The sequence below is a fragment of the Salinimicrobium sp. WS361 genome (assembly GCF_050750585.1).
Taxonomy (GTDB): domain Bacteria; phylum Bacteroidota; class Bacteroidia; order Flavobacteriales; family Flavobacteriaceae; genus Salinimicrobium.
In genome coordinates this window covers 213384-234298 of record NZ_JBOJLM010000001.1, presented here as the reverse complement: position 1 = coordinate 234298, position 20915 = coordinate 213384, and the positions used below count along the sequence as shown (strand labels likewise).

Sequence of the window (20915 nt, the reverse complement as noted above, 5' to 3'; positions counted from 1 at the left end):
CGGCCGGCCTCAAAAAACACCCTTCAAAAATGCCATTTTTGAGAGGCATTTAAAAACATGACCGGTATCATATTTTCCAACCCGCTCATTTTCAACCTTTGCACCCGGTACGAAACGAGCAATTTTTATGGAAGAACTTTCTTGCTATCACTGCGGTGATACGATTAAGTCATGCATCAGCTTTGATGATAAGTCTTTTTGCTGCAATGGCTGCAAAACTGTTTATGAGATCTTCTCAGAGAACGGCCTTACTTCCTATTATGAAATGGAGACGGCTCCCGGCGCCGCGCCTGCAAAACTCGAGGGGAAATATGACTTTTTGAGCAATGAAAAGATCGTTGACAAACTCCTGGAATTCAATGACGGCAATGTGCAGGTTATTTCGCTGTACATCCCCCATATTCACTGCAGTTCCTGCATCTGGATCCTTGAAAACCTGAGTAAATTAAAGCCCGGGATCACTGCCTCACAGGTTGATTTTCCTAAAAAGAGCCTGCGCATTACCTATAATTCTGAAAAACTCACCTTAAAAGACCTGGTCCTGTTTCTTAGCAGCATTGGCTATGAACCCTACATAAGCCTTGATGACAGTGAAACCGGAAAGAAAAAGATAAACCGCAGCATAATCTACAAACTTGGGGTTGCCGGTTTTGCTTTTGGGAACGTCATGTTCCTCTCTTTTCCCGAATATTTTGAAGTTAATGAATACTGGCTAGACCAGTATAAAGGCCTTTTTAGATGGCTCATGTTTGCCTTTTCCCTGCCGGTGGTTTTTTATGCCGCACAAGATTATTTTGTATCAGCTTATAAAGGTCTGCGGGCCAACATCCTTAATATAGATGTGCCTCTTGCCCTGGGTGTGCTCGTCTTGTTTGTGCGCAGTACGCTTGAAATCATTTTTGACTGGGGTTCCGGATTCTTCGACAGCCTCACCGGACTCGTTTTTTTCCTTACCCTCGGAAAGTTCTTTCAGCAGAAGACATACAATTTCCTCTCTTTTGAGAGAGATTACAAATCGTATTTCCCTATTGGCATCACCCGCATAAATCCTGATGGGAAAGAAGAAAGCATTCACGTTCATGACATTAAGAAAGGCGACCGCATCCTGATAAGAAATGAAGAACTCATTCCCGTAGACGGGATTCTTATCAACGGCAAAGCACGTATAGATTACAGCTTTGTAACAGGAGAATCGGAGGCCGTAGAAAAGGAATCGGGAGACAAGTTATTTGCCGGGGGGCGCCAGGTTTCGGGAATGATAGAGATGGAAGCTCTTAAATCGGTTTCTCAAAGTTACCTTACAAAGTTGTGGAGCAACGACGTTTTCCAGGTAAAAAAGGAAGATTCGTTTACCTCTTTCATCAACCACATCAGCAAATATTTTACCTCGGTACTGCTGTTAATCGCCTTTTCGGCCACTGCATTCTGGCTTTTTATAGACGTGGCAACAGCCATTAACGTCTTTACCGCTGTGCTCATTATTGCCTGCCCCTGCGCCCTGGCTATGTCTACACCATTCACCCTGGGCAACCTGCTCCGCATTTTTGGGAATAAGAGATTTTACCTCAAAAACGCAGGAGTCATTGAGCAACTTGCCAAAGCCGATACCCTCATCTTTGACAAAACGGGAACGATTACTTCAAACAAGAAAAGCAACATTAGCTATGAAGGCGTCACTTTAACTTCGGAAGAAGAATTTCTTCTGAAGAATACTCTGCGCGCTTCAAACCACCCGTTAAGCCGAAGCCTCTACGACATGCTGGCCGAATATGATATCGTTGCGCCTGAAGAATTCCGTGAAATAACCGGAAAAGGAATCGAGTCTGTTTACCACAAACAGGCCATGAAAGTGGGATCGGCCGATTTTGTTGGAAGCACAACAGCCGGCGCCTCCCTTAACACCTCGGTACACATTAGTGCCAATAATGAATACAAAGGCAGGTATGTCTTTTTCAACGAATATCGTGAAGGAGTGCAGGCCCTTTTTACTGACCTGGCTCCACAATACCACCTCTCCATTCTCTCTGGTGATAATGAAGGAGAAAAATCAAGGCTTACAGAACTCTTACCTGCAAGCACCCAGATGCTCTTTAACCAGAAACCGGAAGACAAGCTCGATTATATTGCCTCCCTTCAAAAAGAGGGAAAAAAGACCATTATGGTAGGCGACGGACTCAATGATGCCGGGGCCCTGGCCAAAAGTGAAGTGGGAATTGCCATTTCTGAAAACGTAAACGTCTTTTCTCCCGCCTGCGATGCCATTTTAGACGCCAGCCGCTTTGAAAGTCTGCCAAAATTCATCACCGCATCTAAAAAGGCCATGAGCGTCATCAAAGTGAGCATGATTTTATCTTTTCTCTACAATGTGGTAGGATTGTATTTTGCAGTAACAGGGCAGTTATCTCCCATTATTGCTGCTATTTTGATGCCGTTTAGCTCAATAAGCATTATTGCTTTCACCACAATATGCACCAACATTATTGGCCGAAAAATTTAGTCGCTAAAGGCCTTGCCGTGGCAAAATATTCTGAACCTGTGTTTTTTCTGAAAAAAAGTTGGGATTTAGAGCCAAAAACTTATACTTTAGAAAGGTGATTATTTGTTTTCCTGCCTCATGGCGGGAAAGCGACGAGAAAGCAAACCCCTACTTGCTTCTTGTTGCTTAAAGCACCCTCCCAAACGCCCTTTTTGACACAGCAGAAAAAACCTTTCCTAATAAGATTTATATATTTTTTTCTGAAGAACCGGTTTCCTCTAAATCAAGATCTCTGTAATAAGATAAGATCGAAAAATACGAGGAGCCAAAAATGCCATTTTTGACACCTCTCTATTTTCAGGTATGAATATTTTGAGCTTCATGTGCTATCAGGTTAAGAAGAAAAGTTTAATGATTTCCACTTACTTTCAAGAGTTATGATTCCACCCCCTTATTCAGAGTTTCCTGAAATTGCTTCTGAAGATATCCTGCTTCGGGAAATTACACCCGAAGATGTTCCGGCGCTGGTGAACATTTCCTACTACGACGGAAAAAAGGCTGCAAATGAAGCTGAAGCTGCCATGATGCTGAAAAATATCGAGCAGGATTATATTTCTGGAAACAGTATTCACTGGGGTATAGAAGAAAAGAGCACGGGAAAGATTGCAGGCACCTGCGGCTATTACCGTGGCTTCAAAAATGATTCGGGGGAGCTTGGTTGTATCCTGCTCGAGAAGTACAGGGGCAAAGGCTTTATGAGCCGTGCTATGCGGCTGGCAATAGCTGTGGGGTTTAAGAAAGGCCTTAAAAAGATATGTGCTGTAACTTCTAACGGGAATACTTCGGCCATTAAACTCCTGGAGCGGTTAAACTTCAGAAGAACCGGAGAAGAAGATCATGAAGTACATTACGCGATCTCCCGGGAAGAACTTTTCAGCATAAGAGCCTTCAGAAATGATGAAAAAGAAGAAATTTTAAAGCTGCTTCGATTAAATACTCCCACAAGCTTCCACCCTTCCGAAGAAAAAGATTTGCGAGAATACCTGGAAAATGAGGCTGAAAATTATTTTGTTGTAGACGGCCCCGGCGGCATTGTGGCTGCAGGAGGTTTTAATACCGGTTTTGATAAAGGCCGGGCGGCAAGGATCTCATGGGATTTGGTGCACCCGGAATTCCAGGGCCTGGGAATTGGAAAAAAGCTGACACTCTACCGCATTGAGCAAATCAAAAAACTACCTGGCATTGAAAAAATTGTTGTGAGGACTACCGGGCAGGCCGAAAAATTCTATGAAAACATGGGGTTCCAAAAAAGACATTTTGAGAAGGACTTTTGGGCGCCGGGTTTTGATCTTTACCAAATGGAGATGAGGATTAAAAAAAGGACTGCCTGAGAGAAGAACGCACCGCCAGTCTGGATTTTACTTCAGAATTTCTGGAGAACCCGAAATAAATTTCAGGTTTACGGTACAGTACTTTTCTCAGGCAGCCCCGACTATCTGATCTGATCTTACTTAATTTGAAACTTCAGTTTTAATAGCTTCTACGGTTTCGGTATTGTCTACCCCAAGGCCTTCCTGTTGGTGAACCAGCACTCCTTCTTCGTCAAAAACACTGATGATGTTGGAGTGTGAAAAATCTATGGGCGAGATCTTTTTATAGCTTACGGCCAGTACGGTTGCAAACTCACGGGTATCTTCGGGCGTACCGCGAAGAAAAAGCCAGTGGTCGTCTTCCATTTCATTTTCTTTGGCAAAGGCATTAAGCCGATCGGGCGTATCGGTTTCAGGATCAATACTCACCATGATGAATTTTGTTTTATCCAGATACTCTTCGGGTACCTGCTTTTCGATGTTGCGCATATCGGCAATCAATCGCGGGCAGGCAGCTTTGCAGGAAGTATAGATCATTACCATGACCAGCACATTGCCGCGAAGATCTTCAAGCTGAATGTCCTCATAGTTCTGGGTAGTCCACGTAGCAGGAAGATTATAGATAGACAATTCGGGTAGTTCCCCTTTTACCTCTGTGTTGTTCACTGCGACTTCTTCAACCTTTGCTTCCTTCTTCTGGCCATCGTTACAAGCTGCTAAAAGAACCATAGAAAGCATTATAAAAGCTATTTTTTTCATAATCATAAATTTGTTTTTTCAATATCCCGGACGCATCTAAAGCCGAGGTTCTTTACAGCATATCTTGCTTTTACGCTTCCGCGGAAGGCATAGCGCATAAAGGCTGCATAGTTCATAAGATCTGTGGCACCAACTGCGGCCGCCCCGCAAAATAGGTTGTTATCACCTGTGCTGTCTTGCCGGGATTCCCCTCCAATCATCACCGAATTAAAGTCGGAAGTCCATTCCCAAACCAGGCCGTGAAGATCATACACTCCCCAATAGTTCTTAAAGGTATTGCCTACCGTATTTTTAAAAGTGGTGGGCGTTTCATACCAGCTTAAGATGTATTGGTTATAAGATTTCTCGGAACGGGCATCGGGGCTGGTCTCGTTTGCCATGGCCACATATTCCCACTCATCTACTGTAGGCAACCTTTTGCCCTGGCACTCGCAATAGTTCTTTGCGGCAAACCAGGAGACATTTGTCACCGGGGAATTGGGCAGGTCTTCACTGCCAAAAGCCAAATCATTTTTCCAGCTGCGCAGGTAGTTCTCATCGGCAAACAGTTGTTTTACCTCTGACTTCCTCCATCTCGGATTTTGCTCTACAAACTCTAAGAATTCGGCATTGGTCACGGGATAGACATCCATCAGGAAATCGCCAACAGGAACTTCGGTTTTTGTTCCGTAGAGAGGAATAAACTCCCCGCCGCGGATTTCGACCATTGAACCAGACTGGCTATAGGCCTGGCCCTGGATCATTATCGCGATGCATATTGCCAATCTGGTTAAGGTTTTCATTTCTTTAAATTTTATAGTTAGCTGCTAATTACTTCGCTTTCTTCACCATCTCGGCAGTCACTTCAGTTTTGTTGTTGCCCCAGTTATTATAAACATAAGTCAGCACATTTGCAACATCCTCATCTGAAATGTTTTGCTTTGGCATTGCACTGTTGTACACATTTCCATTCACTTCAATTTCACCGGTAAGACCAAACTTCACTACTTCAATGGCGCGATGAACATCGGCATTTAGATAATCTGAACCTGCAAGGGGAGGGAAAGCATTTGGAATCCCATTACCGGTAGCCTGGTGGCAGGCAAGGCAGTTTTGGGTGTAGATTTGTTTTCCCCTTTCCATTTTTTCGGCTAAAGAAGTATTGGCTACAGGTGCATCTTCAGTTTCTTCTTCGGTAACTTCGGCAGCAGAAACTCCGGGGTTGTAAACTTTCTCTTCGATTTTACCACCATAGACTTTTTTATTCTCTTCTCCTTCAACTTTAAGAATACCCAGGGCTCCTTTGTTGAAAGCACGAAATATAGAGTGGTCAACCAATACAAGGTTTCCGGGTACCTCAACTTTGAATTCTACAATAGCGGCACCACCGGCAGGGATAAGAGTAGTTTGAATATTCTCGTTGATCAAAGATCCACCTTCAACATAAACTTTGTCGAAGATCTCTCCAATCACGTGGAAGGAAGATACCAGGTTAGGGCCACCGTTACCTACAAAGAGACGTACGGTTTCACCAACTTTTGCAGTTAAGGCGTTGTCTCCTGTAAGGCCACCAACTTTACCATTGAATACTACATAATCTGCATCTTCATCAACTGCTTTCTGCATGCTGAAAGCCTGCAGGCCTCTTTCGCCATTCTCACCTTCGGTGTAGAAATCCCCCTGCATAACGTAGTATTCTTTATCAACCGGCTCAAGACCCCCTTCTGGTTCAACAAGAATAAGACCATACATACCATTTGCGATGTGCATCCCAACAGGAGCAGTAGCACAGTGGTATACATATAAACCAGGATTCATGGTTTTAAAAGTAAATACAGCTTCGTGGCCTGGAGCTACAAAAGAAGACTCGGCTCCACCACCAGGCCCTGTTACTGCGTGCAGGTCAATATTGTGTGGCAATTTACTATCTGGGTGGTTTTTTAAGTGGAATTCAACTTCATCTCCAACGCGGGTACGAATAAAGCTTCCGGGAACTGTACCGTCAAAAGTCCAGTACACATAACTTACTCCGTCACTCATCTCCATTTCTTTTTCTACTACTTCCATATTAACTATGAGTTTGGTAGCAGCTCTTTTTCCAACAGGTCTTGGCACCATTGGAGGAGCAGTCATTTCGGCTTCGCTCTCTCCATATACTTTCATTAGTTCAGGGTTTTCTTTAGCTGCAACTGCTTTATCGCAGGAAGTGAACACCCCTACTACAAGGGCTGCAAGAAAGAAAACGTATACAAGTTTCTTTTTTGAATGTTTGAAATTTTTCATGATCAGATGTGTTTAATATTAATTTCAGATACAAATGTCCGATTTAAGCTCTCTCTTTTATATGAGCCTAATCATATATGTCTGAATTTTTTACAAATATATTTCTGATGAAACCTGACCGAAATCATATTTACAAACTAACAATGCTTGTAGTTTTGCCTGATATATAAATAGGTATGAGCGTCATCTATTTACTCCTTACAATAAGCATTATTGTAGCGGTATTGTTTTTCATTGTTTTTATAGTGGCTGTGCGTAACGGCCAGTTCGACGATGACTATACCCCATCGGTGCGTATTCTTTTTGAGGATGAGCTTGTAAAAGAGAAATCAACAAAATCGAGTAAAATTAATCAAGACAATTAAAAGAATGGAATTGCAACAGTTCTACTACGACAACAAAATCGTAAAAAAGTTCCTTTATGCCACCCTTTTTTGGGGAGTCATAGGAATGTCAGTCGGGCTTCTTTTGGCCTTTTTATTCCTTTTCCCCAATTTAACCGACGGAATTTCCTGGTTGAGTTTTGGACGCCTGCGCCCATTACACACCAACGCGGTGATCTTCGCATTTGTGGGGAACGCTATTTTTGCCGGGGTATACTACTCAACCCAGCGGTTGCTCAAAGCCAGGATGTATAGTGACATCTTAAGCAGTATCAACTTTTGGGGCTGGCAATTAATCCTTATTGGAGCTGCCATTACACTGCCCCTGGGCTTTACAAGTTCTAAAGAATACGCCGAACTGGAGTGGCCTTTTGACATTGCTATTGCTGTTGTATGGGTTGTTTTTGGATGGAACCTTATCGCCACGATCTTCAAAAGAAGACAAAGACATTTATATGTAGCCATCTGGTTCTACATCGCAACCTTTGTTACCGTTGCCGTACTTCATATCTTCAACAGCCTTGCAATTCCTGTTGGTTTGTTTAAAAGCTACTCGGTATATGCAGGAGTGCAGGATGCACTGGTACAGTGGTGGTACGGGCACAATGCGGTGGCATTTTTCCTTACTACACCATTCCTGGGGCTCATGTACTACTTTGTACCCAAAGCTGCAAACCGCCCCGTGTACTCCTATAAATTATCTATAATCCACTTCTGGTCCTTAATTTTTATTTACATCTGGGCCGGCCCACACCACTTATTATATTCATCATTACCCGATTGGGCTCAAAACCTGGGTGTTGCTTTTTCTGTAATGCTGTTAATGCCATCATGGGGTGGTATGATCAACGGACTTCTAACCCTGCGTGGAGCCTGGGACAAAGTTAAGACAGATCCTGTTTTAAAATTCATGGTGGTTGCGATCACCGGGTACGGGATGGCCACTTTTGAAGGCCCAATGCTCTCTCTTAAGAACGTAAATGCCATTGCCCACTTTAGTGACTGGGTAATTGCACACGTACACGTAGGGGCTCTTGCATGGAACGGTTTCTTAACCTTTGGTATGGTGTACTGGCTGGTTCCAAGAATGTTCAAGACCAAATTATACTCTATTAAACTTGCCAACGCCCACTTCTGGACAGGTACCTTGGGTATTATCCTTTACGCACTGCCAATGTACGTTGCAGGTTTTGTACAGGCTTCAATGTGGAAACAATTTAACCCCGATGGCACCCTTGTCTACGGAAACTTCCTAGAAACCGTGACCGAAATCATGCCTATGTACTGGTTTAGGGCCATTGGAGGTAGTATGTACATCTTCGGAATGTTCATCCTGTTGTACAATGTTTACAAAACCATTAGAAGCGGTAGTGAAGTAACCGATGAGCTGGCTGAAGCAGCACCACTACAAAAGATCAGCAATAGAAGACTTGTGGGAGAAGGCTTCCACACCTGGTTGGAGCGCAAGCCGGTGCAACTTACAGTTTTAGCTACTATTGCGATTCTTATAGGAGGTATTATTCAAATTGTACCCACTCTGCTAGTAAAATCAAATATCCCCACAATTACCAGTGTTAAGCCTTACACGCCACTGGAGCTTGAAGGAAGGGATATCTATATAAGAGAAGGTTGTGTATCATGCCACTCGCAAATGATTCGCCCTTTTAGAAGTGAGGTAGAACGCTACGGCGAATTCTCAAAGGCCGGGGAATATGTATATGACCACCCGTTCTTATGGGGAAGTAAGCGTACAGGCCCGGATCTTATGAGAGTTGGAGGCAAGTATTCAGATAACTGGCACTTTAACCACATGTATGACCCACAAAGTACCTCATCTGGTTCTATCATGCCCGGTTACAAATGGTTGATCACCAGCAAACATAACCGCTCTGAAACCGAAGCTAAAATGGAAGCGATGGTACAACTTGGAGTTCCCTATACCGAAGCCGAGATAGCAAACGCCCAGGCTCATATGGAAGAGCAGGCTACCAGCATTCAACAAAACCTTTACAGCGACCCCGATTTTGTTGCCACATACGAGGCCGACAAAAAATATGCTGAAGAGAACGGACTGGAATTTATTGAGATGAAAGATAGAGAGATCGTGGCCCTTATCGCCTATATACAGCGATTGGGAACAGATATTAAAGTGGTGAATTCAACAACTTCAACAAACTAACTGTCATGCTAAAATTTATAAAAGGACATATGGAGAGCATTGCAGGGATAGAGATCTATCCAATTATTTCCCTGCTTATTTTCTTCATCTTTTTTGTAGCACTTTTTTGGTGGGTCTTCACCGCAAAAAAAGACTACATCCATACTGTAGAACAAATACCATTAGAAACAGATAACGACCAGAACCTATGAGACAATCCATCCCAGCCTGGATAAGAATCCCCGTTTTCTTTCTCCTCATTGTAGGAGTTCTAGAATACTTTATAGACTCAGGTGATAATTATGCTTTTATTGAATTTCCACTGCTATCGGCCGTGCTGGTGGTTATCCTGTTATTCCTTATTGCTGCGGAAGCCATTCTTAATGCAATTGAAAATGTCATGTTTCAGGCGCTTACCCCTGAAGCTAAAGAGCGATACATGAGAGCTCAACAGGAGCGAATCAAAAAGTATGACTTAAAAAGGATCTACCGTAAACTTGCCGGTACACGCCCAATTTCTGAAGAAAAGGAGCTGGAGCTGGACCACAACTACGACGGAATTAAAGAACTGGACAACAAGCTCCCGCCATGGTGGCTCTACTCCTTTTACGCCTCTATAGTTTTTGCTGCAGGTTATCTCGCATATTACCACCTGTGGGATGGAGAAAACCAGGTAGCCGAATTTGAAAAGGAAATGCTGGCTGCAAAAATTCAAGTTGAAGAATACAAAAAGACAGCCCCCGATCTTGTTAATGCCGAAAACGTGGTTCTCCTTACCGAAGCTGCCGATTTAAAAAAGGGCGAGACAATTTACCAAACCAACTGTATGGCCTGCCACGCTCCCGACGGAGGTGGTGGAATAGGACCTAACCTTACCGACGAACACTGGATTCTTGGCGGAGGTATCAAAAACGTCTTCCACACAGTTAGTGAAGGTGGACGTGCAGGTAAAGGGATGATTGCGTGGAAATCTTCGCTCAAACCGGCAGAGATCCAACAGGTAGCAAGTTATGTACTTAGCCTCCAGGGAACCTCTCCAGCCAACCCCAAAGATTCCGAAGGAGATATCTGGACAGAATAGAATTGAATTAAGAAAAGGAAGCAGGAAGTGGAAAGAGAAGAAGATAACTTTAGGGATAGAATAGGCACAATGAATGCCGAAGGTAAGCGCTCCTGGGTTTACCCCAAAAAACCTGAAGGAAGGTTCTATAGGTATCGTACACACCTAACCTGGCTCCTGCTCCTTTTTCTTATTGCTTCGCCGTTTATACATATTAATGGCAACCAGTTCATGATGTTCAATGTGCTGGAAAGGGAATTTTTCATTTTCGGGCAGCCATTCTGGCCCCAGGATTTTTACCTCGGGGTTACTGCAATGATCATTGCAGTAATGTTCATCACGCTTTTTACTTCGGCATTTGGAAGGATCTTTTGCGGCTGGATTTGCCCCCAGACGATATTCATGGAAATGGTATTCCGAAAAATCGAGTACTGGATAGAAGGAGACCGTGGTGCCCAGATGAGGCTGGACAAGCAGGAATGGAATGCAGATAAAATAAGAAAGAAAGGTTTTAAATGGTTCCTGTTCTTCCTCATATCATTCGGTATTGCCAATGTTTTCCTGGCATATCTCGTGGGGAGCAAAAGACTGCTGAGATATATTACAGAAGGGCCATTCCAGAACCTGAGCACCTTTATAGCTCTTTTGATCTTCACCGGGGTTTTCTACTTTATTTTTTCATGGTTTAGAGAACAGGTGTGCACCATTGCCTGCCCTTATGGTAGATTGCAGAGTGTACTGCTAGATAAAAAATCTGTAGTTGTTGCTTACGACCATAAAAGAGGAGAACGTTCTAAGGGTCGATCAAAATTCAGGAAAAATGAAGATCGGGCCCAGCTGGGAAAGGGGGATTGTATTGACTGTTCCCAATGCGTGAATGTTTGCCCTACAGGAATTGACATCAGGAATGGTACCCAGCTGGAATGCATCAACTGCACTGCCTGTATAGATGCCTGTGATGCCATGATGGATAAAGTAGACCTTCCAAGAGGATTGATAGGATTCTATTCTGAAGAGAATATTGAGAAGGAGGAAAAATTCAGGTTTAACCCCAGGATGAAAGGTTATGCTGCCATTCTGTTTGTATTGGTAGGGATTCTCTCGGGCATGTTGTTCTTAAGGACAGATGTTGAAGCCACAGTTTTAAGACTGCCGGGACAATTGTACGAGACTCACGATAATAATATTATCAGTAATGTCTACACCTTTAAGCTTATCAATAAAACTACAGGCAGTTTTGAGGATGTACATTTTAAACTGATGTCGCACAAGGGTAGTATTGAATCTGTAACCCATGACAGGATTATAGTACCCGAAAACGGGCTTGCACAGGGAACCTTGTTTATCGAGATCCCGAAGGCTCTTTTAAAAGATGAAAAAAACAAGGTGGAAATTGGTGTTTACAGCGGGGAGAAATTGATAGAAACCACCAGCACCAATTTTATGGGGCCAAGAAGCTTCAGGTAAAAAACCGGCTACTGAAGAAAAAAAGTATTTCAGAAACAGCTGTATATAAAGGATTGTGAAGCTTTCCGCAGAAAAAGAACAAAAAAATACTTCCCAAAAATGCCATTTTTGAAGAGTATTTAAAGAATACGGGAAAGAAATTAGGAACGGTAAAACTGTTCAACAAAAAAGAATTTAAAAAATCAGAAAGACGAAATTCTTCTGAAAATAAAAAATAAGATCATGAAAATATCCTGGGGCACATCACTGGTACTGGCTATATTTAGTTTTATAGCTTTTATAATGTTTTTTGTGATTACAATGATCACAGATAAAGCTTACAGCCATGATTTGGTTGTAGAAGAATACTACAAAAATGAACTAACATTTCAGGAACAGTTGGATAAGACAAAAAATGCCAGCCTGCTCTCAGAAAATATACAGCTCGAACAAACTTCGGAAGGTCTTGTGATAAGCTTTCCCCAGAAACTTGAGTTTGCATCCATAAAAGGAAATGTGTTCCTGTACCGGCCGTCAAACAAGCAACTGGACTCTGAAATTCCTCTTTCATTGTCCTCACATCAATTGCTCGTACCTGATAGTCGCTTTATAGACGGCCGCTGGAACATAATTATTGACTGGGAATACAAGGGTGAAAAATTCTATTTTAAAGAGGATATTCTATATTAATGCTCTACTCTGCCTTCATACTGGGTATTCTTGGTAGTTTCCATTGTATTGGGATGTGTGGGCCTATTGCTTTTATGCTTCCGCTGTCTCGCGACAATAAGATCCTCAAGCTACTCCAAATCTTTCTTTATCACTTTGGGCGCCTGCTTTCCTATGCTCTTATAGGACTGGTGTTTGGGTTACTGGGAAAGAGTTTTGACCTTTTTGGAATGCAGCAGCAACTGTCTATTGGTGTAGGCGTGCTTATGATCCTGGCTATCCTTCTTCCGTCCGGTATATTAAAAAAGGTAAATTTCTCACAGCCGTTGTTCCGGTTTGTAGGCAGGATCAAGTCTTCATTGGGTGTCGCCCTTAAAAAGAGAACACCCGATACTTTTTTCACCATTGGGTTTCTTAATGGTCTTCTTCCCTGCGGCCTGGTTTACGTGGCTGTCTTTGCTGCACTGGCTGGCGGTGAGATGCTTACAGGAAGCCTTTATATGCTCCTGTTTGGGCTTGGCACCATCCCGCTAATGACAACAGCAGTCTACTTTAGCGGACTTTTGGGTGGGGAAATGAGAAAGAAGGTGCAAAAACTCATTCCGGTTTTTGTAGTTCTCATGGGCGCACTATTTATTATAAGAGGTATGGGTCTTGGCATCCCTTATGTATCTCCTGCACCACAAACAGCTGTGGTCAATGCTGCAGCCAGCTGCCACTAAAATCTGTTAAGGATTTGTTATTTTCTCCTCTTTCGTGGCAATCCATATTTTAATATTCCGGACAGATTTATCCCTGTTTTGATTTGCAAGTCCTAAAATTCTGGTTAAAGTTTCTTAATATCTTGCCAAAGCAGAGCATGTTTTGGAACTTTCGGAGCACATTTTATCGGTAAAAGTATGAGCATTATCAGCTTTTAGATCAGGGCCTGACTGAAGCTCAAGATTAACGAGCTCATTAAAAGGCAATTAGTTAAATGTGAAGGAGAATATAAAAATTTAGAATCAGGTATTATGAGAATCTTGCTGAAAGCTGACCCACGTCATACTCTACCGCTCATATCTGTGCCATCTTTGTACCATAATTAAAAAAACAAAAATCATGAACACAAAAAAGAACCTTTGGTTAGTAATTGGAAGCTTTCTGGTAATGGTCTTTTCTGCCAATACAATGGTAGGACAAACCTTTAATGTAAATAGCGGAGCCTCCAGTTTAAAAGTGGAAGGAACCTCAAACATACACGATTGGGAGTTAAGTGCAAAAGAACTCCAGGGAAGTATAAAGGTTCAAATGGAAGACGGACAATTAGTGAAACTTGATCAATTACAGTTTGCAGTAGTTGCCGAAAGCCTGAAGAGTGGAAAAGGAGGAATGGACAAAAACACCTATAAGGCTCTTGACACCGATAAACACAGAAGAATTACCTACGAATTATCAAGCGTTAAAAACCTTGATTGCACTTCAAAAACCTCATGCAAAGTAACTACTAATGGTGTACTTACCATTGCAGGAACCCAGAAGAATGTAGAATTGATCTTCGATGCTAAAGTTGCCGGTGATAAAATCACGCTAAGCGGTGACAAAAAGATAAAAATGACCGATTTCAAAGTGGATCCCCCAACAGCTATGTTTGGAACTATCACCACTGGAGATGAAGTGAACATTAAATTCCAGACTGTTTTTACTAAATAACCCTAATTCAACAACAAATATTAAAATTCAACTATCAACTTTTTTAATGTATCAAAAATGAAAACTCTAATTAAATATTCCGGTATTGCTCTTTTGATGGCCATGGGCTTTCAGGCACAGGCACAAGATGTAGATGTTCTTGTTGTAGAAGACAATGAAAACACTACCCTTTGGGACAGAAGTCTACCTAACTTTAGATATCCAGATCAACGCGGTATAAGCACATTTGAGCCTACAAAAGACAACAACTACGGTGAATTCGAAGGAGTACAGGTAAGACTTGGTGGTGCTTTTGCACTTCAATTCCAGGCATTAGAACAGGAAAATGCTTCAGGCGCTCCTGAATTATATGAACTTGGAAAAGACTTTAACCTTGCTACTGCAAACATGACTTTTGACATTTTGCTTGCAAAAGGAGTTAGAGTACACCTTAACACTTACCTTTCTTCTCAAAACCACCCTGATACTTACGTAAAAGGAGGATACCTACAAGTAGATAACCTTGACTTCATCAGTGAAGGGTTAGCTTCTGGTCTTATGGAGCACTTAAGGATCAGGTTTGGTCACATGGAGAACAACTATGGTGATGCTCACTTCAGAAGATCTGACAACGCAATGGCTCTTTACAACCCATTCGTAGGAAACTACCTAATGGACAGCTTTACTACTGAGGTAGGTGGTGAGATCTACTACTTCAACGGCCCATGGCTAGGTATGGTTGGATTTACAAACGGTAAATTAAACCAGTCTACTTCTAGTGAAGGTCATACAAGCCCTTCTCTTCTTGCAAAATTTGGTTATGACAACCAAATCTCTGAAGATTTCAGATTTAGATTAACAGGATCGGTTTACCACACAAACCAAACTAAAAGTGCTTATTTATACAGTGGTGACCGTGCAGGTTCAAGATACTACAACGTAATGTCTGGCCCAGATGCAAACAACCCTGGAGATGGCTTTAGATCTGGTAGAATTAACCCAGACCTTAAAAATGAATTGACTTCTTTCATGATCAACCCTTTCATCAAAGCAGGTGGACTTGAATTCTTCGGAATCTATGAAAGAGCTAGCGGTAAATACGCTTCTGAAACTGACGAAAGAAGCTGGAACCAATATGCAGGTGAACTTATCTACAGATTTGGTAACAACGAGAACTTCTACGTAGGTGGACGTTACAATACTGTAAATGGTGAACTTAAATCTGGAGAAGATGTAACAGTTAACCGCTTCAACATTGGAGGTGGATGGTTTATGACCAAAAACATCCTTACTAAAGTTGAGTATGTTAACCAGGATTACAATGACTACCCTACAGGTGATATTCACAACGACGGACAATTCAACGGCTTTAACATTGAAGCAGTAATCAGCTTCTAAGAATAAAAGATTCGTTTGAACTAGCCAGAAAATGGGGGAATTAAATTCCCCCATTTTTTTTAACTTTAAAAAAATGAAAAAAATTGCGTTTGTCTTATTGGTACTTTTCTGTAGTGCGGTAACACGCGCACAGGATTTTCAGAAAAGAAACATCACAGTGCTCCCCAGCAGTGAGCTCACTATCATTGGGGACTCTAATATTGCTGCATTTCAGTGTGAGTTTGATAATTCATATTTAGAAGATTCTCAAAATATCACTTACACACAAAATGGTAATAAAATAAAATTTACAGGAGCTGTACTCATCCTTAACAACAAAGGCTTTGACTGTGGGAGCAAAGGTATAAACCGCGACTTCCACGACCTCCTGCAAACAGATAAACATCCCAGGATACTTCTCGAGTTAAACGAGGTGAGCATGTCTTCCCCTACAAAAGCAGTAGCAAAAGTTGGCATCACCATAGCAGGCAAAGAAAGATTTTATGAATTGCCTGTAGCCATAAAAAATGCTGCAATAGCTGAATTTAAAGGAAAACTGCACCTCAATATAAAAGACTACGAACTTGAGGCTCCAAAAAAGCTGTTTGGAATGATCGTCGTTAAAGACGAAATCGACATTCAATTTAATTTACAGGTAAAAAAATAAGCAATATGAAGTTAGTAAGTGCTGCCCAGGCCGTGTCTTATGTAAAATCGGGTAACAGGATATTCATCCAGGGAGCGGCCATGACACCAAATATTCTTATTGAGGCCCTGGTAGAGCGCCATAAAGAATTAAAGAACGTGGAGATCTTCCACATACATACCGAAGGCCCTGCGCGTTATACACAGCCGCCGTACAGGGAATCATTTTCTCTGAACAGCTGTTTTGCTGCCGGTAATGTTCGCAATGCGATAAATTCGGAATACGGGGCTTATATTCCTATTTTTCTAAGTGAGATCCACCTGTTATTTAGAAAGAACATCTTACCCCTTGATGTAGCTTTTATTCAGGTTTCCCCTCCCGATAAACACGGATTCTGTTCGCTGGGCCTTTCAATAGATATTACCCTTCCGGCTATACAAACCGCTAAAACAGTTATTGCGCAAATAAATCCGCAGGTTCCAAGAACCCATGGTGACGGGATTATTCATGTAAGCCAGATCACAGCCGCAGTAGAGGCCAGTTTACCTTTACATGCCCATATGCCTGTTGAAGCTTCAGAAATTGAGAAGCAAATAGGAAAAAACGTAGCCGAACTTATTGAAGATGGAGCTACCCTTCAAATGGGAATTGGCGCCATTCCAAATGTGGTGCTCAACAACCTCATGAACCACAAACGCCTTGGAATTCATACTGAAATGTTTTCTGACGGGGTTTTGCCACTCATAGAAAAAGGCATTATTACCGGGGAAGAAAAAGAGGTGAAAACCGGAAAGATCGTGACCTGCTTTGCCCTTGGCTCCTCAAAATTATACGATTTCATAGATGATAATCCCGTGATCCATTTTAAGGAAGCAGCCTACACCAACGATACGGCGATTATTAGAAGAAACCCGAAGGTGACAGCGATTAACAGTGCTATAGAAATAGACCTTACCGGGCAGGTTTGCGCCGATACCATTGGCACCTACCAGTATTCGGGCGTAGGCGGACAAATGGATTTTATTCGCGGCGCTTCCCTTTCTGAAGGTGGCAAAGCAATTATTGCCATGCCTTCAACCACTTTAAAAGGCATCTCCAAGATAGTTCCCAATTTAAAAGAAGGTGCAGGCGTTACCACCACCAGGGCGCACGTACATTACATCGCTACCGAGTATGGTGTAGTGAATCTCTACGGAAAAAACCTGAAACAAAGAGCCAAAGCCCTCATCTCTATCGCTCACCCCAACCATAGGGCTGCCCTGGAAGAGGAAGCTCATAAAAGGCTCTCCGGAATAAGGTAGACCTGAAAATACTTTCCAAAAATGCCATTTTTGAGTACCTTTAGAGTGCTTAAAAAAGAAAAATATGAAAAGTAAATTCAGCGAGATCATCCAGGATGACAAGCCCGTTCTTGTAGATTTTTTTGCCGACTGGTGCGGCCCCTGCAAAACATTGGCTCCAATTTTAGAACAAGCCAAAGCCGATCTTGGAGACAAGGTTAAAATTGTGAAGATAGATGTAGACAGAAATCAGGCGCTGGCCGAAAAATTTCAGGTGCGCGGCGTGCCCACACTTATCCTGTTTAAAAAAGGAGAACAATTATGGCGACAGTCGGGCGTGGTACCAAAAGCTAACCTGGTTGAGCTTATAAATTCCCACCAGTAGTTATATATGATAGACGAAAACCTGTTGCTTAATTACGGCGCCAAAAGGGTGTCTTTTTCTAAAGGAGATCAATTGTTTCGGGAAGGAGAATCGGCTCTCAACTTCTACCAGGTAGCTTCAGGAGAGATCAAGATGAACAATTACAACCAAGATGGTAAAGAGTTCATCCAGGGTATTTTTTCTATCGGGCAGAGTTTTGGAGAACCGCCGTTGCTGGCAAACGTGAAATATCCGGCAAATGCCGAAGCCATTTCAGATGCCGAAGTTTTTCAGCTTTCAAAAGAGCAATTTTTAGAACTGCTTTCGTCAAATCCAAAAGTCCACCTAAAGATCACCGAAACCCTTGCAAAAAGGCTTTACTACAAAGCCATCATGGTTTCAGAAATATCGAGCCAGGAACCCGAGCACAGAATTCTTCGCATCATAGATTACCTCAAGCATGTAGATAAGGTAGATGGAAAGTTTACTTACCGGCTTAACCTTACCCGGCAACAACTCGCCGACCTTACCGGGCTGCGCGTGGAGACCGTGATACGTGCCACCAAGTCTCTTGAAAAGAAAGGCGAACTTCAAATAAAAAAGCGAAAAGTGTACCGGTAAAAGTTCATTACCAGCTTCTTATGATTTAGATCTGAGACATAAATGTCCTGTTTTATGATCCCAATCATATTCTCTCCTTCCCTATCCTCTTAATTTTACAGCATAATTTAAAACGACTATGCTATGAAACTTTACAACACACTTTACAAAGATTTTGAAGACCTTTATGTAGGATATTCGGCAGTGGCCATCATCCTTTCAACATGTTTGGGTGCTGCAGCGGCTATGGTGATCTTAATGAACGGGCATGACTTTATTCAAATGTTCCAGCTATTCCTGGTAGTTGCAGTGTGTATGATATATATGGTGACAGTTTTAGCACAATTAAAGCCTAAATTTGTTTTTAATACATTAATTTTTAGCCTCCTACTTAGCTCGCTCCTGCTAATAATCAATGTGTTTATGCGCTATTAGAAAGAGTATTTTCTTATGAAAAACGATATACAAAACCGGGAGGATGTCTTTCTCCTGGTTTCTACATTTTATACCAAAGTGCGCGCCAACAAAAAGATTGGCCACTTTTTTAATGACACTATAAATGACTGGCCTGCCCATCTTGAGAAGCTTACCGACTTCTGGGAGACCAACCTATTTATGGTAAGCAAATTTCGTGGTAACCCCATGCGGGCCCACAAAGAAGTAGACCGGGATTTTGATCATTCTATTGAACAGGCACATTTCGGCGAATGGCTCAACATGTGGTATGAAACCCTTGATGAGCTTTTTGAAGGTGACAGAGCCAGCATTGCGAAGAACAGAGCCAGGAATATGGCCCACAATCTCTTTATGAATATGTACCTGAGTCGGCAGCAATAAATCTTCTTCGGAAAAAGCTATATTCTGATCATAATTTTCTGTGTTTCCTGACTCCTTCTGAAGTATTTCCGAAGCATACATTACAAAACCCCTTCCTTCAGAAATATTAGACAGAGACGTTAAATTCCTGTTATTCAACCCCTGTACCTTCTTCACAAATCTTATCTTTTAAAGAAAAACTGAAAGATGGAATTACAGGACAAGGTGGCCATAGTGACCGGGGCAAGCAGCGGAATTGGAAGAGCAATTGCAAAAGCCCTTTCGGGGGCCGGATGTAAAGTGGCATTGGCCAGCCGAAATATTCAAAAATTAAACGACCTGCAAGACGAATTAAAAAATAAGAGCCTGGTGGTGCGAATGGATGTCACAGATTCTGAAAGTGTAGAAGGTGCTTTTAAAGATATTTGGGACGAATTTGGGGAAGTGCACATTCTTGTAAACTGTGCCGGCGTAATGCCGCTTACTTACCTCAAAAATCAACATCTTGAAGAGTGGCTTGAGACCATTGAAGTGAACGTAAAAGGAACTTTGCGCTGCATTAATGCGGTGTTACCAGCCATGAAGAACCAAATGAACGGGCACATTATTAATATTGCCTCTGTAGACGGTATAGAAGTATTTAAAGGCGGTGCGGTTTACGGCGCTTCAAAAGCAGCAGTCATTGCCCTCTCCCGTGCCATGAGAATGGAACTCTCACCTGAGTTCAATATCCGCGTTACCTCTATTGAACCCGGAACTGTAGCCACTAACCTAAGGGATGATATTACCGACAAGGAATTACTGGAAGAAAAAGACTATTCTGGCGACGAACCCAAACTTGAACCTCAAAACATTGCCGATGCTGTGCTGTACGCCGTATCCCAGCCTAACAGCGTAAATGTTAACGAATTAATGATTAAGCCCACAGGAAAGGCTTAAGGGTTAAAAAAGTGTTATTTGGAAAGCCTTTAACGCAAGATAACCCATTACTTCACGATCTTGAAAAAGAACCTTAAAAACCAACAAAAATGGACTTGAAGAAAAATGCAAAAGATGCAGGTGAAAAAGTAGTAAAACTTTGGGCTGCCAAAAAAGGACTTCAGTGGACAGGTAGTCTCCTTAAATGGGGAGCTGTTGCAGGAGCCGGATATTATGCCTACACCCTTGTGAGAGATAATAAAGACCAGATCAAGGCCAAATTATCTTAAGCAGTAAGAACTTTTGACAAAAATACTACAGGAACAGTAAATTAGTACTATTCCTCAAAGTATCCACTCACAGAGGCTGTCTTAAAAACTCTTTTCCCGTCACCCTGAATGTATTTCAGGAGTTTTGACACGGAATCATTTAAATAATGATGTTCTGGTGTTAAATGACGTGTGAAGCTTTTTTAGGATAGCCTTTTTCTTTTTTATTATTCCGAAAGATTACTTCTGAAGGATTCTCTGTACCTAAACTTTAGTGAATTCTTACTATGATATCCCCTGAAGAAGACTTCTGGAAATAGACCTCCAAAAATGCCATTTTTGACACTGATGTTTCCTCCTTAACTTCTTCAGACATTAATATCGAAGACTT

22 protein-coding genes are annotated in these 20915 nt (G+C 42.1%); 19 read left to right on the top strand and 3 right to left on the bottom strand.

The genetic code is table 11. From position 1 onward, the window contains the following. Positions 1–127: 127 nt before the first annotated feature. The gene (locus ACQ93I_RS01080) at positions 128–2497 is read left to right on the top strand and encodes a heavy metal translocating P-type ATPase (protein ID WP_431696758.1); all 2370 of its coding nucleotides are present in this window, start codon (positions 128–130) and stop codon (positions 2495–2497) included. 416 nt (positions 2498–2913) lie between these two features. Then, positions 2914–3867 carry a GNAT family N-acetyltransferase gene (locus ACQ93I_RS01075; protein WP_431696757.1) on the top strand — a complete coding sequence of 318 codons (954 nt, stop codon included), beginning with the start codon at positions 2914–2916 and terminating at the stop codon, positions 3865–3867. 120 nt (positions 3868–3987) lie between these two features. Here the strand turns inward: ACQ93I_RS01075 and ACQ93I_RS01070 are convergent, their stop codons facing one another. Genes ACQ93I_RS01070 through nirK form a run of 3 tightly spaced genes read right to left on the bottom strand, consistent with a single transcriptional unit; the run spans position 3988 to position 6867 of the window. Further along, positions 3988–4605, bottom strand: coding sequence for an SCO family protein (locus ACQ93I_RS01070; RefSeq protein ID WP_431696756.1), 618 nt, complete (start codon positions 4603–4605; stop codon positions 3988–3990). 2 nt (positions 4606–4607) lie between these two features. Continuing rightward, positions 4608–5387, bottom strand: a complete 780-nt coding sequence (locus ACQ93I_RS01065; protein ID WP_431696755.1) for a formylglycine-generating enzyme family protein — start codon at positions 5385–5387, stop codon at positions 4608–4610. A 28-nt stretch (positions 5388–5415) separates the two neighbouring features. Next, positions 5416–6867 carry a copper-containing nitrite reductase gene (gene nirK, locus ACQ93I_RS01060; RefSeq protein WP_266067949.1) on the bottom strand — a complete coding sequence of 484 codons (1452 nt, stop codon included), beginning with the start codon at positions 6865–6867 and terminating at the stop codon, positions 5416–5418. A gap of 176 nt (positions 6868–7043) precedes the next feature. On the opposite strand from nirK, the gene ccoS reads away from it, so the two are divergent. The 17 genes from ccoS (at position 7044) to ACQ93I_RS00975 (ending at position 20545) form a co-directional block, all read left to right on the top strand. Then, positions 7044–7232 (top strand): cbb3-type cytochrome oxidase assembly protein CcoS, encoded by a 189-nt coding sequence (gene ccoS, locus ACQ93I_RS01055; RefSeq protein WP_431696754.1) that lies wholly within the window; start codon positions 7044–7046, stop codon positions 7230–7232. A gap of 4 nt (positions 7233–7236) precedes the next feature. Further along, entirely contained in the window at positions 7237–9429 is a 2193-nt protein-coding gene (gene ccoN, locus ACQ93I_RS01050) for a cytochrome-c oxidase, cbb3-type subunit I (RefSeq protein WP_423817980.1), read from the top strand. Between the two features lie 5 nt (positions 9430–9434). After that, complete coding sequence (locus tag ACQ93I_RS01045; protein WP_265162426.1) at positions 9435–9620, top strand: CcoQ/FixQ family Cbb3-type cytochrome c oxidase assembly chaperone; 186 nt, start codon at positions 9435–9437, stop codon at positions 9618–9620. Further along, positions 9617–10489 (top strand): cbb3-type cytochrome c oxidase N-terminal domain-containing protein, encoded by an 873-nt coding sequence (locus ACQ93I_RS01040; RefSeq protein WP_431696753.1) that lies wholly within the window; start codon positions 9617–9619, stop codon positions 10487–10489. The genes ACQ93I_RS01045 and ACQ93I_RS01040 overlap by 4 nt, the downstream gene beginning before the upstream one ends. Positions 10490–10558: 69 nt before the next feature. Then, positions 10559–11935 (top strand): cytochrome c oxidase accessory protein CcoG, encoded by a 1377-nt coding sequence (gene ccoG, locus ACQ93I_RS01035; RefSeq protein WP_431696893.1) that lies wholly within the window; start codon positions 10559–10561, stop codon positions 11933–11935. A 222-nt stretch (positions 11936–12157) separates the two neighbouring features. Continuing rightward, positions 12158–12604: a FixH family protein gene (locus tag ACQ93I_RS01030; protein WP_431696752.1), complete on the top strand. Its 447-nt coding sequence runs from the start codon at positions 12158–12160 to the stop codon at positions 12602–12604. After that, entirely contained in the window at positions 12604–13305 is a 702-nt protein-coding gene (locus ACQ93I_RS01025) for a sulfite exporter TauE/SafE family protein (protein WP_431696751.1), read from the top strand. The genes ACQ93I_RS01030 and ACQ93I_RS01025 overlap by 1 nt, the downstream gene beginning before the upstream one ends. Positions 13306–13684: 379 nt before the next feature. Beyond that, positions 13685–14275 carry a YceI family protein gene (locus tag ACQ93I_RS01020; protein WP_431696750.1) on the top strand — a complete coding sequence of 197 codons (591 nt, stop codon included), beginning with the start codon at positions 13685–13687 and terminating at the stop codon, positions 14273–14275. 57 nt (positions 14276–14332) lie between these two features. Then, positions 14333–15652: a hypothetical protein gene (locus tag ACQ93I_RS01015; protein ID WP_431696749.1), complete on the top strand. Its 1320-nt coding sequence runs from the start codon at positions 14333–14335 to the stop codon at positions 15650–15652. A gap of 73 nt (positions 15653–15725) precedes the next feature. Further along, positions 15726–16298 (top strand): YceI family protein, encoded by a 573-nt coding sequence (locus tag ACQ93I_RS01010; RefSeq protein WP_431696748.1) that lies wholly within the window; start codon positions 15726–15728, stop codon positions 16296–16298. Positions 16299–16303: 5 nt separating this feature from the next. After that, positions 16304–17578 carry an acetyl-CoA hydrolase/transferase family protein gene (locus tag ACQ93I_RS01005; RefSeq protein WP_431696747.1) on the top strand — a complete coding sequence of 425 codons (1275 nt, stop codon included), beginning with the start codon at positions 16304–16306 and terminating at the stop codon, positions 17576–17578. 64 nt (positions 17579–17642) lie between these two features. After that, positions 17643–17942 carry a thioredoxin gene (gene trxA / locus ACQ93I_RS01000; protein WP_431696746.1) on the top strand — a complete coding sequence of 100 codons (300 nt, stop codon included), beginning with the start codon at positions 17643–17645 and terminating at the stop codon, positions 17940–17942. A gap of 6 nt (positions 17943–17948) precedes the next feature. Then, entirely contained in the window at positions 17949–18542 is a 594-nt protein-coding gene (locus ACQ93I_RS00995) for a Crp/Fnr family transcriptional regulator (RefSeq protein WP_431696745.1), read from the top strand. Between the two features lie 123 nt (positions 18543–18665). Next, on the top strand, positions 18666–18956 hold the full coding sequence (locus ACQ93I_RS00990; protein WP_431696744.1) for a hypothetical protein: 291 nt from the start codon (positions 18666–18668) through the stop codon (positions 18954–18956). 15 nt (positions 18957–18971) lie between these two features. Continuing rightward, positions 18972–19358, top strand: coding sequence for a group III truncated hemoglobin (locus tag ACQ93I_RS00985; RefSeq protein WP_431696743.1), 387 nt, complete (start codon positions 18972–18974; stop codon positions 19356–19358). A gap of 186 nt (positions 19359–19544) precedes the next feature. Beyond that, entirely contained in the window at positions 19545–20276 is a 732-nt protein-coding gene (locus ACQ93I_RS00980; RefSeq protein ID WP_345596838.1) for an SDR family oxidoreductase, read from the top strand. A gap of 89 nt (positions 20277–20365) precedes the next feature. Then, positions 20366–20545 (top strand): hypothetical protein, encoded by a 180-nt coding sequence (locus ACQ93I_RS00975; protein WP_266067964.1) that lies wholly within the window; start codon positions 20366–20368, stop codon positions 20543–20545. Positions 20546–20915: the final 370 nt, after the last annotated feature.